Here is a 12,369-nt window from a genome sequence, read left to right as displayed (position 1 = left end):
TCATACGCTATGCCTAAATCACCCGTTCCCGATGGGCATTTGCGTGGCTGATGGAGCGCCAGAAATGACCGATGCCCCCGACAAATTCGCCGTCCACGGTCCGAGCGGGAGTGACCGCGCGACCACGCTGGTCGACCGCATCAACGCGTCACAGGCGGGCAGCTTGCCTGCCCTGCTGGAGTTTCAATGGATCGAGGCAGAGAGAGGCCGCGTGCGCGGCCGCTTCAACGTCGCGAAGAAACACTTCTCGCCGCACGGCCTCCTGCACGGCGCAACCATCGTCGCGCTGGCTGACTCCGCATGCGGCTTCGGCTGTCTCGCCTCCCTGCCAGAGGGCGCGACAGGCTTTGCCACCGGTGAGCTGAAGACGAATTTCATCGGCGCCGCGCGCGAAGGCATCGTGAGCTGCGAGGCGCGTCTCATCCATGCAGGGCGCACGACCCAGGTCTGGGATGCGGAGATCCGCAGCAGCGAGGCGGCAGGAAAGGCTATCGCGCTGTTTCGCTGCACCCAGATGCTGCTCTATCCGCCCGCCGACGCTGTCGGCCGCCTGGCGCCAACCCAGCAATCATGAGGAGCGCCGTCATGCATGCCGTGCAACCAAGGCTGTTCTACGGCTGGTTCGTCGTGGCGGCCGCCTTCGTCGTGACGTTCGTCGGCTTCGGCAGCGCCTACACCTTCTCGTCTTTCGTGGAATCGCTGCAACGCGATTTCGGCGCCTCGCGCGGCTCGGTGTCGCTGGTCTTCTCCTTCGCCGGCTTCCTGTATTTCGGTCTCGGCGTGATCTCCGGGCCGCTTGCCGACCGCTGGGGCGCACGCAAGCTCGCCGCGCTCGGCATGGCGCTGGTCGGTCTCGGCCTCATGCTGGCAAGCCAGGCGCAGACGATCGTTCAGGTCTATGCCGCCTACAGCATCGGCATCGGGGCCGGCGTCGGCTGCGCCTATGTCCCGACGCTCGGCGCGGTGCAGCGCTGGTTCGTCAGGCGGCGTGGCTTCGCGTCGGGACTGGCGGTCAGCGGGATTGGTGTGGGCACGTTGGTGATGCCGCCGCTCGCGACCTGGCTGATCGCAAGTCTGGGATGGCGGGACTCCTATCTGGTGCTGGGCGTCCTAGCCGCCATCACCGGCATCGGCTCATCGCTGCTGATCGCGGACGATCCGCGCTGGCATGGAACCGGGCCGGACGGCGATCCGCTCGATTCCATGTCGAGCGGGCCGGTCCGCCGGGGCGTCTCGATCGGCGAGGCGGTGCGGACGCCGCGCTTCGCCGGCCTCTATGCGGCGTGCCTGATCAGCGCGTTCGGCGTGTTCGTGCCCTTCGTCCATCTGGTGCCCTTTGCCGTCGATCAACACGTGACGCCTGCCCTCGCGGTGCTGCTGCTCGGGATGATCGGTGTCGGCAGCACGGCCGGCCGCTTCTTCTTAGGGAGCATCGCCGATCGGATCGGCCGCGATACGTTCCTCATCGCGATGTATGTCGGGATGGCCGTTTCGCTGGCGATCTGGGCGATCGCAGGCGGGTTCTGGTCGCTGACGGTCTTCGCGCTGCTGTTCGGCGTGTTCTACGGCGGCTGGGTCGCGATCCTGCCCGCCGTCGTCACCGACCATTTCGGCGGCCGCAACGTCGGCGGCATCATCGGCATCCTCTACACCAGCGTCGCGATCGGGACGCTGCTGGGGCCGAGCGCGGCGGGCTTTGCGTTCGACGTCAGCCACAGCTACTTCATCCCGGTGGCGATCAGCGCAGCGGCCAACGTCGCCGCCGCCGTCATCGCGATGGCGACACTGCGAACCGCCTCGCCAATCACTGCGGTGGCAGTGCCGTAAGGCTTCGCATAACGTTTCCGCGGCGTGGTGTGGTACGCTCGGCCGCTCACCCGACATGGTCCCCGGTTCAGTAGTTCGCGATGACAGGCTTGGCCCCGGCCACGACATGGAATTACCGGCGCACGGACGTCGCCGGTATCCTCGAGCTCGCATCCTGGCGCGGTGCAGGCTCGCTCGGTCTCAGGCCGCACTTCCATGACGAGACCCAGATCGTGCTTGTTCTGTCCGGCTCCCGCGCCTATCGCGTCGACGGCGCGACGGTGACTGTGCCGGCAGGCCACGCCGCATTCATGCCAGCGGGATTGCTGCATGCCCCAATGGCAACGTCAGACAAGGACACGGTGTGCCTGAACGCCTATGTTCCGGCCAGCCGCTCCCCGTCGACGCTTCTGATCTCGCGCATCGCGCAACGCTGGCGGGATGCCGCCGACATATCGGCGGAGCATATCCTGGCAATCGCGGACGAGGTGCTGTCCGGCGAACGCGTTCGGGTGTCCGTGACAACCGACAAGGCGATACTCGGTCACCACTTGACCGATAGCGTGGAGCGGATCGGCGACATCGCCGCAAGGCTTGGACGCAGCCGGGAAGGATTCACCCGCCTGGTGACCCGCGAGCTCGGCATCGCACCACGTACGTTCCGGATGCTAGCCCGGCTGAACCTGGCCCGGCGATTGCTCAGGCAAGGCTGGCCGATCGCCGCGGTGGCGGCCGAGGCTGGATTTTCGGATCAGAGCCACCTCACCCGGCACTTCCGCCGAACGTTTGGCACGACGCCGGGCGTCTACTGGCGCGATTGATACGCGGTCACAGACGTTCCAGACGGACCTGCATGCGCCCAGCTATCCCTCACCCGACGGGAGGTGAAGGATGGATGGGCAGACAGGCGTGCTGCTGGTGACGGCCGGTGTCGCGGGAGGCTTGATCAACGCGCTGGCAGGCGGCGCGACGCTGATCACCTTTCCGGCGATGCTGGCTGCGGGTTTGCCGCCGGTCATCGCCAACGCATCGAACGCGGTTGCGATCTCGCCGGGGCATTTGATCGCGGCGCTCGCCGATCGCGGCAAGCTGCCGCCGCCAAGCCTGCGGGCGATGGTCTTCGTCATCGTCGCCCTGCTCGGCGGAACGGTTGGCGCCGTCGTGCTGCTGCTGCTTCCGGAACGGCTGTTCACCCTGCCGGTGCCGGCCCTGATCGCGTTTGCGACCTTGCTGTTCGCCGTCGCACCGCAGATCCAGGCCTGGAGCGTCCGGCGTCAGAAGGCCGCCCTGTCGTCGACAGGCTCGAGCAGTGCTGTCCTCGGACTGGCGTGCGTCTATGGAGGCTTCTTCGGCGCCGGCCTCGGCGTCATCCTGACCGCGGTGCTGTCGATCTCCGAGCCGAACGATATCAGGGCGATAAAGGCGCTGAAGAACCTGCTTGCGACCTGCGTCGCATGCTCTGCCACCCTCATCTTCATCATGCAGGGAGCGGTGCGCTGGCCCGAGACCGGAGCGATGCTGGTTGGCGCGATGGTCGGCGGATATGCCGGCGGTCACCTGATCCGGATTCTTCCGGGCCACATCATCAGGCAATTCGTGATCGTGGCCGGCGCGGTGATGACCGTGATCTATGCGGCGCGATATTGGCTTTAGGGTATCACGAGGGGGCCGATGGCCCCCGCATCAAGACCAAACCGTTAGTTCGTCGTCATCCAGGCGCGGGCTTCGCGCTGGGCGGTAGCGATCTCGACGTCGGACATCTGCTCGGCGACCTCGCGGCGCAGTGCGATAGCGTCGGTGCGCCCCTTGAGGGCCGCCAGGTTGAACCATTTGTGCGCTGCGACGAGATTGACCACGCCGGAGCGGCCGCTCGCCCAATACAGTCCGCGTTCGAACAGCACGTCGTGGATCGCAGTCGCCGCGACCGGAACGGCCGTGTCCTGATCGATGACCCCCTGAAACACTGTCGCAACTCCCCTTATTATTGTTGACCGCCCTCCCCCGAGCGCGGCCCCCGTCCACTGTCAAAACGCCCGTCTGTCTCCGCGCTGATCCCGCGGATCATGCGCTCGCCGTTTGCCGGCTTGTTGGGGTGATCATGGCCCATCAAGTTTGAAGAGCGGTTTAAGTATCGCGATGAACGGGATGTAAATTCGGGGCGCGCGCCGCGATCTGGGAAAGCGCAGAAGTGCCTGTGCCACAGGCACTTCTGCGCATTCGTGAACGCTGGTTTACCGTGGCTTTTCGGACAACGATAACCATTGCGGACAATGGCAGCACGCCACTGCATGCCGCGGCCATGGCCGCGCGTGATCAGTTTGGAGTTTGACGAGAGGCCGCCCAGGAACGGCCGACAGTTCATCGTCGTGGATGCAGCTGGCGCGCGCACTCAGAAAACGCGAATCGCCGCGGGCCGATGACGATCAGAGCTGGACTTTGGGGAACTAGGCCGCCAAGGCGCAGACTGCGCGGGCCGCCGGAACGAGGGGGTCGGCGAACACGTCAGGGCCAGATTTCACCTGGGCATTCCCGCCGGTGAAATTGCGGAACCAGAAGGGTTCCGCACCGAACGAAGAAATCTCTCGTTTCTTCTGCCGGACCGGTTTTGGAAAGCGAAGCTTCCCGAAATACGATCCAGCCGTTTGACCTGATGTCTCGCCGACACCCTCTTTCGTCAACCGGAGCCTCGCGTGGGATTTGCCTCTCAGCAGTCCGCCCGGTGGCTCTCGTGACGTGCCGGCATCAAGCTGCCGGCAATCCTCTCGAGGCGAGAGGCTTACTTCTTCTTCTTGGCGACCTTGCGGGTCTTCTTCGCAGTCTTCTTCACTGCGCTCTTCGCCTTCTTAGCCTTCTTAGCCTTCTTAGCCATGTTGCCCTCCAGTATGTGAGATGGCTCTTACTTCGCTGCGTGCACTCGGGAATCGAAATGCACTTCTTTCCGAATACACCAACAGGCCAAAAAAAACAGTGTCCCGCTTAAGGAAGTGTTGACGCAGCGATGGGCGTACGCGCAGCGCGCGTCATCGATCAAATCGATGATGCGCAAGCGCGACGATGCAAGAAGTGCAGCAGCCGTCGACATCGGCATTTGTCAATATCGCAGGAAACGCCCGTTTTGCAGGCACTTCTTGAATTCGCATTCCCATGATCGAACCGCGATCGTCGTCGCGTTGAGTCGCCGGCGATATCGAAATGCGGCGCGTCGCGGCCTCCGAGTCGCAAACTTTGGCAACGAAAAAATTTTCGTGGGAAAGACGCTTTTCGCCTCGTTTCAGGTCGTGAAGGCCTGGTTCGAGCACGAATCGCGGCTCGGACGATTCGGGAGGACAGCCGTCATCGCGACGACGAACGGCGGGTGTGAGGCGCAATCACAGTGCAATCACGCGCCCGCGACGACGCCGAAAAGAGACGTTGCGAGAGCATGATCCGGAAGCGCAAGACTGCTTTCGGGAAGGATTATGCTCCGGAGACGGCGTCGTCGCGTCGTTGGCTCAGATGCCGAGCTTGAACTTGAGCAGGTCGTTCACCGCCTGCGGGTTCGCCTTGCCGCCGGACGACTTCATCACCTGACCGACGAACCAGCCGACCATTTGCGGCTTCGCCTTGGCTTGCGCGACCTTGTCCGGATTGGCCGCGATGATGTCGTCGACCACCTTCTCGATCGCGCCGAGGTCGGTGACCTGCTTCATGCCGCGCGTCTCCACGAGCTCCCGCGGATCGCCGCCTTCCTGCCAGACGATCTCGAACAAGTCCTTGGCGATCTTGCCGGAAATCGTCCCCTCACCGATCAAATCGACGATCGCGCCAAGCTGCGCAGCCGACACCGGCGACGATGCAATGTCGCGGCTCTCCTTGTTCAGTCGGCCGAACAGCTCGTTGATCACCCAGTTGGCGGCGAGCTTGCCGTCGCGTGTCTTGTCGGCAAGGCCGGACAGCACCGTCTCGTAGAAGTCGGCGCTCTCGCGCTCGGCGACCAGCACGCTCGCATCATAGGGCGACAGACCGAAGCCCGCAATAAACCGGATCTTCTTCTGGTCCGGCAGCTCCGGCAGATGCGCCTTGAGATCGTCGACGAAGGCCTGGGTGAACTCGAGCGGCAGCAGATCCGGATCCGGGAAGTAACGGTAATCGTGCGCCTCCTCCTTGGAGCGCATCGAGCGCGTCTCGCCCTTGTTGGGATCGAACAGGCGGGTCTCCTGGTCGATGCTGCCGCCGTCCTCGATGATCTCGACCTGGCGCCGCGCCTCGTACTCGATCGCCTGGCCGATGAAGTTGACCGAATTCATGTTCTTGATTTCACAGCGGGTGCCGAACGCGGTCTCGCCAAAGCGGCGCACCGACACGTTGACGTCGGCGCGCAGATTGCCCTTCTCCATGTCGCCGTCGCAGGTGCCGAGGTAGCGCAGGATCGAGCGCAGCTTGGTCACATAGGCCTTGGCCTGCTCGGCATCGCGGATGTCGGGCTTGGAGACGATCTCCATCAGCGCGACGCCGCAGCGGTTGAGGTCGACATAGGACATCGTCGGCGACTGATCGTGCAGCGACTTGCCGGCATCCTGCTCCAGATGCAGCCGCTCGATCCCGACGGTGACGCTGCGGCCGCCGTCGAGCTCGAGCAGCACCTCGCCCTCGCCCACGATCGGCGACTTGTACTGGCTGATCTGGTAGCCCTGCGGCGAGTCCGGATAAAAATAGTTCTTGCGGTCGAACACCGAGCGCAGGTTGATCTTCGCGTTCAGCCCGAGACCGGTGCGCACCGCCTGGCGGACGCACTCCTCGTTGATGACAGGCAGCATGCCCGGCATCGCGGCATCGACCAGCGAGACATGGGAATTGGGCTCGCCGCCGAACGCGGTCGAAGCGCCCGAGAACAATTTCGAGTTCGAGGTGACCTGGGCATGGATCTCCATGCCGATCACGACCTCCCAGTCGCCGGTCGCGCCTTTAATCAGTTTATGGGGTGCGGCAGATGCGGTCATGGATCTCGTTTTCCGGATAAAGTGATATCTGGGATGAATTGGGCTTCGCGCAACCGACCGCGGCAGTCAAGCCGCCTTACAGCCCGCGCGGGGGCATTTGTCCCCCATGGTGAGGAGCCCGGAACGCGCGTCTCGAACCATGAGGCCCCATCTGTAGCCTACATCCTTCGAGACGCCCGCCTTGCGGGCTCCTCAGGATGAGGAGTTAAGGCGTTCGCCGAGTAAACGAGATCAGAGGCCGCGCCGGAACGATTGATACGCCGTGTTCGAGCGCAGGGCATCCGCCCCGCCGCGATCAGCTAGGGATTAATGTCGCTGCACAGCGCGTCGAAGGACGTCTTGCCGAACACGAAGGGCGTGCGGTTATGGATGACAGAGCACGTTCCGGCGCGTCCGGCACAAAGACGCTGCTTCTGGGCGCCCGCCTGGCGGGCAAAACAGGGTTAACGATCGCGGTGCCTCGGCACCATCAATTGCGCTCGGCTAACAGCGCGGAGACGATCCGCTCCCACTCCGCCTCGAGCGTGTCCTTTGCGACCGGCTGGCCGGCGCGGCGATACCAGTAGCCGGCATTGCCGAGATCGCCCTCGACCCGATGCAGATAGGCGTGCACCCAGGCCGCATTGGCGTCGCCCTCGTCTTGCACGATCTTGTGCGCCCGATCCCAATCATCCTTCGCGGCCCACCACAGCGCGGCGAGCGGCGGCGACAGCGTCTTGTCCGGCGCAGCGTCAGCGAGACTGGCCCGGAAATCCGCCATCGCTCACCACCATTTCGCCGGCGTGAAGCGGCCCGCGGCCTGCTCGATCACCTCGCCGAGCGAGAACAGCGTCTCCTCGTCGAACGGACGGCCGATCAACTGCAGGCCGAGCGGCAACCCTTGCGCGTCCTTGCCGGCAGGAACGGCGATGCCCGGCAGACCGGCCATGTTCACGGTCACGGTGAAGATGTCGTTGAGGTACATCTCGACCGGATCGGCGCCGGCCTTCTCGCCGACACCGAATGCTGCCGACGGGGTCGCCGGCGTGAGGATCGCGTTGACGCCCTTGGCGAAGCAGTCCTCGAAATCCTTCTTGATCAACGTGCGCACCTTTTGTGCGCGCAAATAATAGGCGTCGTAATAGCCGGCCGACAGCACATAGGTGCCGATCAGCACACGGCGGCGCACCTCCGCGCCGAAACCTTCGGCGCGTGTGCCTTCGTACATCTCGGTGATGCCGCGGCCAGGAACGCGCAGCCCGTAGCGCACGCCGTCATAGCGCGCGAGGTTCGACGAAGCTTCGGCTGGTGCCACGATGTAATAGGCCGGCAGCGCGTATTTGGTGTGCGGCAGCGGCACCTCGACGAGTTCAGCGCCAGCCGCCTTCAGCCATTTGGCGCCTTCGCTCCAGAGCTTCTCGATCTCGTCCGGCATGCCGTCGAGACGATACTCCTTCGGGATGCCGATCCTCATGCCCTTCACGGACTTGCCGATCGCGGCCTCGTAATCGGGCACGGCGACATCGACCGACGTGGTGTCCTTGGGATCGTGGCCCGCCATCGAGCGCATCAGGATCGCGGAATCACGGACGCTGCGGGCGATCGGGCCGGCCTGGTCGAGCGAGGACGCGAACGCCACGATGCCCCAGCGCGAGCAGCGACCATAGGTCGGCTTGATGCCGACGGTTGCGGTGAATGCCGCCGGCTGGCGGATCGAGCCACCGGTGTCGGTCGCGGTCGCACCCATGCACAGCAATGCCGCCACCGCCGACGCCGAACCGCCGGACGAGCCGCCCGGCACCAGCGTGGTGTTGGAGCCCTCGCGCCGCCACGGATTGGTCACCGGGCCGAAGCAGGACGTCTCGTTCGACGAGCCCATTGCGAATTCGTCGTTGTTGAGCTTGCCGAGCAGCACCGCGCCGTCGCGCCAGAGCTGCGAGGTGACGGTCGACTCGTAGGGCGGCAGGAAATTGCCGAGGATCTTCGAGCACGCGGTGGTTCTGATATCGCGGGTCGCGAACAGATCTTTGATGCCGAGCGGAATGCCGGCGAGCGGACCGCCCTCACCCTTGGCGATCTTGTCGTCGGCGGCTTTCGCCATCTCGCGCGCGCGATCCGGCGTTTCCAGCACATAGGCATTGAGCACGCGCGCCGATTCCATCGCCGCCAGATGGGCGTCGGTGAGTTCGCGCGCGGTGAAAGACTTGTTCGCGAGGCCCTGGCGGGCCTCGGCGATCGTCAGCGATGTCAAATCGGTCATTTATTGATCGGGCTGCAAAAGAACGGAGACAGGGTCGTGTCGTTGGCGGGATCGTCTTGCCGGGCGTTGGCATTTTCCCTGGCGCGCGCCGCATCGAGCGCCTCGAGATGATCGAGCACGGCGTCCATCGCCTCATTTGGATCGGCGACCTTCCCCTTCCGCTCCATCGCATCGAGGAAGTCCATATAGGCCTTGTAGGCCTTCTCGTCGTCACAGAGCAGACACATCGGACTGTCGTTCCCGAATTAGAGAGCTACTCGACCACCTTCGGCACCAGGAAGAAGTGGTTCATCGTGTCGGGCGCGTTCCTGACGATGGCATCGGCGATGTCGCCGTCATTGACCACGTCGGCACGCTTCTTCATCTCCATCGGCGTCACCGAGGTCATCGGCTCGACGCCGTCGACGTTCACTTCCGACAGCTGCTCGACAAAGGCCAGGATCGCGTTCAGCTCGCCTTGGAGATGGGGAACTTCGGCGTCGCTGACCGCGATCCGCGCCAGATGCGCGATGCGGCGGACGGTTGTGGCGTCAACGGACATTAATATATGGCCTCGGGGCTGAAAGGTCAGCCCGCCGTATAGCAGAGCCCGGTTTTGCACCGCAACCGCGGCGGCGGACCGCTTGGGCGATAGCCACTACCGGCGACCGGGCCGAACGTCCTGCCAAATCAGGCGCATTCAGGCAGCAACACCCCGCGACGAAACCACTTTGTGCCCCCGACGAAGTCGTCCCGAAACAGTCACGGCGCCTACTTCTCCCAAACGGAAGAATGTGGAGCGCGTCATGTCCATGCTCGGAAACACGCCCCGGCCGGAAGGCTGGGACCCGGCGCTTTGGTCGATCGGCACGGTGCTGGGTATCGCGATCCTCTACGTCGCTTGTCTCGTCTGAGTGAGGCGAGGACAGCCTTGTCCCAGGCAAAGGTTCTGCAGGAAAAGGCCGAGATGTTCGAGCGTCGCGCCGAAAGCGCGACCGACCCGATCTCCCGGCAACATTACAAGGAAATGGCCGCGCATTATCGCGCACTCGCCGCGGAGCACCTCGAGATCGGCCGCGACGAGTCCGCGCATCAGGCCTGAGATAGCGCGCCCATTCGCGCCAGCGCAGCGCCCGCCAGCGCCCTGGTCAGCTCGGCGGCCGGCATTTCCTTGCCCATCCGTATCGCCTGCCCGGCCCACAGATTGGTGAAATCCACCTTGCCCTGCTTTTCGGCAGCCGCCTTCAGCGGCCCGAGCGCCGTCGCTGCATGCGGGAACGCCGGCGCATCGGATGAGATCGGGCCGACCTCGCGCATCACGCGGTTGGCGACGCCGCGCGCCGGCCGTCCGGTCATCACGTTGGTGATGACGGTCGATTCGTCACTCGCCTGCGCCAGCGCAACCCGCGCGGCCGGAATTACCTTTGACTCCGGGCAGCGCAGATAGGCGGTACCGATCTGCACGCCGGACGCACCGAGCGCGAACGCCGCCGCGATGCCGCGTCCGTCAGCGATGCCGCCAGCCGCGATCACCGGCACTTTCACCGCATCGACCACCTGGGGCACCAACGCAAACGTGCCGGGCTGTTCGGGGATGTTGTCGGTCAGGAACATGCCGCGATGGCCGCCCGCATCCGCGCCTTGCGCGATGATCACATCGGCGCCGTTCTCTTCCAGCCAGATGGCCTCCTTCACGGTCGTGGCCGACGACATCACGACCGCGCCCGTCGCCTTTACACGCTGCAACAGCTTCGACTCCGGCAGGCCGAAATGAAAGCTCACGACCTCGGGCTTCAGCTCCTCGACCACCGCGCAGAACGCGGCGTCGAACGGCGCGCGGTTGGCCGCGGTGACAGGCGCGTTCGGATCAAGGCCATAGTCGCGATAGTAGGGCGCGAGCCGCTGCCGCCATGTGGCCTCGCGCGCGGGATCGGCATCGACCGCCTTGTGGCAGAAGAAGTTCATGTTGACCGGCGCCTTGACGCGCTGGCGGATGATGTTGACCTGCTCGCGCGCTTTTTCCGCCGACAGCATCGCTGACGGCAGCGAGCCAAGCCCGCCGCCCTGCGCCACGGCGATTACCAGCTCGGCGTCCATGACGCCCGCCATCGGTGCCAGCACGATCGGGAATTCGGTCTTGAAGAGGTCGATGATACGATGATCTGGCCACATGGTGTGTCTCATTGCTCGGCTGATGGGTAAGTACCCTCTCCCCTTGTGGGAGAGGGTGGCGCCGAAGGCGCCGGGTGAGGGGTCTGCCTCCGCGGAAACAGACCCCTCATCCGGCGCGTACTTTGTCCGCGCCATCTTCTCCCACAAGGGGAGAAGGAAGAGAGTTGCGCCGGCCCTGCAGGGACTGCTCGGCCTCGGCGACGATGCGCCCGACGATCTCGGCCGCTGGTGGAATATCATGGATCAGGCCCACGGACTCGCCGGCAAAGACGGCGGCGACATCAAAATTGCCGACGGCCTTCGCCTCGGCATATTCGGCGGCAATCTGGTCAGCGCGCTGCATCAGGTCGATCTCACGGCCGGTCCAGCGCCGCAGGTGATCGTTGGAGAGCGAGCGGGCGGAGAACGGCGAAGGCCACATCAGCTTGCGCGACCAGTCGAACACGACGCCACGCACGGTCTCGCCGCTCCTTGCCGCGCAAATCCGCCGCTTCGCCTCGTCGGCGCCGTCGGCTTCAATGCTGGCATAGAAGCGCGTTCCCATCAGCACGCCTGAAGCGCCGAGCATCAACATCGCCGCCAGCCCACGCCCGTCGGCAATCCCGCCGGCAGCGACAACCGGCACCCGCCCCGCTGCGAGATCGACGATCGCCGGCACGATATCGATCGTGGTGCGTGACGCGCCGTGCCCGCCGGCTTCCGTGCCCTGCGCGATCAGGACGTCGGCGCCGCAGTCGAGCGCCTGCCGTGCCATGTCCTCGGCCTGCACCTGGCAGATCAACAGCGCGCCCGCGGCCTTGATGCTGGGCGCGAACGGCGCGGGATCGCCGAACGACAGCATGACCGCATGCGGCCGCGCCTCGAGCGCTATGTCGAGCAGTTCGGGTCGCTTCGCCAAACTCCAGGTGATGAAGCCGATGCCGAACGGGCGGGCAAAATCCTTCAGCTTCGCGGTCTCGCCCGCGAGCCGGTCCCGGTCGCCGTAACCGCCGCCCAGGATGCCGAAGCCACCGGCTTCACTCACCGCCCGGACGAGCCCGCTTCCGGAGATCGTGTCCATCGGCGCCAGCAGGACCGGATGTTGGATGCCCAGTCGCGCGGTCAGTTCGGTGCTGATCGGCATGCGCTTGCTCCCTGTTCTGGACAGGGAGCCTAAGCGGGCCTAACATTCTTGAAAAATGAATACGAGAGAAC

15 protein-coding genes are annotated in these 12,369 nt (G+C 64.8%); 6 read left to right on the top strand and 9 right to left on the bottom strand.

The window, feature by feature from the left end; translation table 11 throughout:
* Positions 1-64 precede the first annotated feature (64 nt).
* The 4 genes from MTX23_RS15840 to MTX23_RS15825 all read left to right on the top strand — a co-directional run bounded on the left by MTX23_RS15840 (position 65) and on the right by MTX23_RS15825 (position 3,459).
* A complete protein-coding gene (locus MTX23_RS15840) occupies positions 65-574 on the top strand; it encodes a PaaI family thioesterase (RefSeq protein ID WP_280977603.1) in 510 nt (169 codons plus the stop codon).
* Positions 575-585: 11 nt separating this feature from the next.
* Positions 586-1,827, top strand: a complete 1,242-nt coding sequence (locus tag MTX23_RS15835) for an MFS transporter (RefSeq protein ID WP_280977602.1) — start codon at positions 586-588, stop codon at positions 1,825-1,827.
* 80 nt (positions 1,828-1,907) lie between these two features.
* Positions 1,908-2,627: an AraC family transcriptional regulator gene (locus tag MTX23_RS15830; RefSeq protein WP_280977601.1), complete on the top strand. Its 720-nt coding sequence runs from the start codon at positions 1,908-1,910 to the stop codon at positions 2,625-2,627.
* A 70-nt stretch (positions 2,628-2,697) separates the two neighbouring features.
* Positions 2,698-3,459: a sulfite exporter TauE/SafE family protein gene (locus MTX23_RS15825; protein ID WP_280977600.1), complete on the top strand. Its 762-nt coding sequence runs from the start codon at positions 2,698-2,700 to the stop codon at positions 3,457-3,459.
* Positions 3,460-3,503: 44 nt separating this feature from the next.
* Here MTX23_RS15825 and MTX23_RS15820 read toward each other — a convergent pair whose 3' ends face one another.
* A complete protein-coding gene (locus MTX23_RS15820; protein WP_280977599.1) occupies positions 3,504-3,770 on the bottom strand; it encodes a hypothetical protein in 267 nt (88 codons plus the stop codon).
* Between the two features lie 480 nt (positions 3,771-4,250).
* On the bottom strand, positions 4,251-4,484 hold the full coding sequence (locus MTX23_RS15815) for a hypothetical protein (protein ID WP_280977598.1): 234 nt from the start codon (positions 4,482-4,484) through the stop codon (positions 4,251-4,253).
* Positions 4,485-4,841: 357 nt separating this feature from the next.
* Between MTX23_RS15815 and MTX23_RS15810 the strand changes: the two genes are divergently transcribed.
* Complete coding sequence (locus MTX23_RS15810) at positions 4,842-5,231, top strand: hypothetical protein (RefSeq protein ID WP_280990728.1); 390 nt, start codon at positions 4,842-4,844, stop codon at positions 5,229-5,231.
* A gap of 66 nt (positions 5,232-5,297) precedes the next feature.
* Here MTX23_RS15810 and gatB read toward each other — a convergent pair whose 3' ends face one another.
* From gatB to gatC, 5 genes are all read right to left on the bottom strand, one after another.
* Positions 5,298-6,785 carry an Asp-tRNA(Asn)/Glu-tRNA(Gln) amidotransferase subunit GatB gene (gene gatB, locus MTX23_RS15805; RefSeq protein ID WP_280977596.1) on the bottom strand — a complete coding sequence of 496 codons (1,488 nt, stop codon included), beginning with the start codon at positions 6,783-6,785 and terminating at the stop codon, positions 5,298-5,300.
* 469 nt (positions 6,786-7,254) lie between these two features.
* A complete protein-coding gene (locus tag MTX23_RS15800) occupies positions 7,255-7,545 on the bottom strand; it encodes a hypothetical protein (RefSeq protein WP_280977595.1) in 291 nt (96 codons plus the stop codon).
* A gap of 3 nt (positions 7,546-7,548) precedes the next feature.
* Positions 7,549-9,024, bottom strand: a complete 1,476-nt coding sequence (gatA, locus tag MTX23_RS15795) for an Asp-tRNA(Asn)/Glu-tRNA(Gln) amidotransferase subunit GatA (RefSeq protein ID WP_280977593.1) — start codon at positions 9,022-9,024, stop codon at positions 7,549-7,551.
* Positions 9,021-9,251, bottom strand: a complete 231-nt coding sequence (locus MTX23_RS15790; RefSeq protein WP_280977591.1) for a hypothetical protein — start codon at positions 9,249-9,251, stop codon at positions 9,021-9,023. The genes gatA and MTX23_RS15790 overlap by 4 nt, the downstream gene beginning before the upstream one ends.
* Before the next feature lie 26 nt (positions 9,252-9,277).
* On the bottom strand, positions 9,278-9,565 hold the full coding sequence (gene gatC, locus MTX23_RS15785) for an Asp-tRNA(Asn)/Glu-tRNA(Gln) amidotransferase subunit GatC (protein WP_280977590.1): 288 nt from the start codon (positions 9,563-9,565) through the stop codon (positions 9,278-9,280).
* Between the two features lie 369 nt (positions 9,566-9,934).
* On the opposite strand from gatC, the gene MTX23_RS15780 reads away from it, so the two are divergent.
* A complete protein-coding gene (locus tag MTX23_RS15780; RefSeq protein WP_280977589.1) occupies positions 9,935-10,105 on the top strand; it encodes a hypothetical protein in 171 nt (56 codons plus the stop codon).
* Here the strand turns inward: MTX23_RS15780 and MTX23_RS15775 are convergent.
* Both MTX23_RS15775 and MTX23_RS15770 read right to left on the bottom strand, forming a co-directional pair.
* Entirely contained in the window at positions 10,096-11,175 is a 1,080-nt protein-coding gene (locus MTX23_RS15775) for a nitronate monooxygenase family protein (protein ID WP_280977588.1), read from the bottom strand. The genes MTX23_RS15780 and MTX23_RS15775 overlap by 10 nt on opposite strands.
* A gap of 106 nt (positions 11,176-11,281) precedes the next feature.
* On the bottom strand, positions 11,282-12,298 hold the full coding sequence (locus MTX23_RS15770) for a nitronate monooxygenase (protein WP_280977587.1): 1,017 nt from the start codon (positions 12,296-12,298) through the stop codon (positions 11,282-11,284).
* Between the last annotated feature and the right edge of the window lie 71 nt (positions 12,299-12,369).

It is taken from the genome of Bradyrhizobium sp. ISRA436, assembly GCF_029910015.1.
Lineage (GTDB): Bacteria > Pseudomonadota > Alphaproteobacteria > Rhizobiales > Xanthobacteraceae > Bradyrhizobium.
This window is presented reverse-complemented; position numbering and strand designations above follow the sequence as displayed.

Coding starts and splice junctions, on each gene's coding strand:
- gatB (WP_280977596.1), bottom strand. CDS start 6,785: ATGACCGCATCTGCCGCACCCCATAAACTGATTAAAGGCGCGACCGGC.
- MTX23_RS15800 (WP_280977595.1), bottom strand. CDS start 7,545: ATGGCGGATTTCCGGGCCAGTCTCGCTGACGCTGCGCCGGACAAGACG.
- gatC (WP_280977590.1), bottom strand. CDS start 9,565: ATGTCCGTTGACGCCACAACCGTCCGCCGCATCGCGCATCTGGCGCGG.
- MTX23_RS15810 (WP_280990728.1), top strand. CDS start 4,842: ATGATGCGCAAGCGCGACGATGCAAGAAGTGCAGCAGCCGTCGACATC.
- MTX23_RS15775 (WP_280977588.1), bottom strand. CDS start 11,175: ATGTGGCCAGATCATCGTATCATCGACCTCTTCAAGACCGAATTCCCG.
- MTX23_RS15825 (WP_280977600.1), top strand. CDS start 2,698: ATGGATGGGCAGACAGGCGTGCTGCTGGTGACGGCCGGTGTCGCGGGA.
- MTX23_RS15835 (WP_280977602.1), top strand. CDS start 586: ATGCATGCCGTGCAACCAAGGCTGTTCTACGGCTGGTTCGTCGTGGCG.
- MTX23_RS15770 (WP_280977587.1), bottom strand. CDS start 12,298: ATGCCGATCAGCACCGAACTGACCGCGCGACTGGGCATCCAACATCCG.
- MTX23_RS15830 (WP_280977601.1), top strand. CDS start 1,908: ATGACAGGCTTGGCCCCGGCCACGACATGGAATTACCGGCGCACGGAC.
- gatA (WP_280977593.1), bottom strand. CDS start 9,024: ATGACCGATTTGACATCGCTGACGATCGCCGAGGCCCGCCAGGGCCTC.
- MTX23_RS15790 (WP_280977591.1), bottom strand. CDS start 9,251: ATGTGTCTGCTCTGTGACGACGAGAAGGCCTACAAGGCCTATATGGAC.
- MTX23_RS15840 (WP_280977603.1), top strand. CDS start 65: ATGACCGATGCCCCCGACAAATTCGCCGTCCACGGTCCGAGCGGGAGT.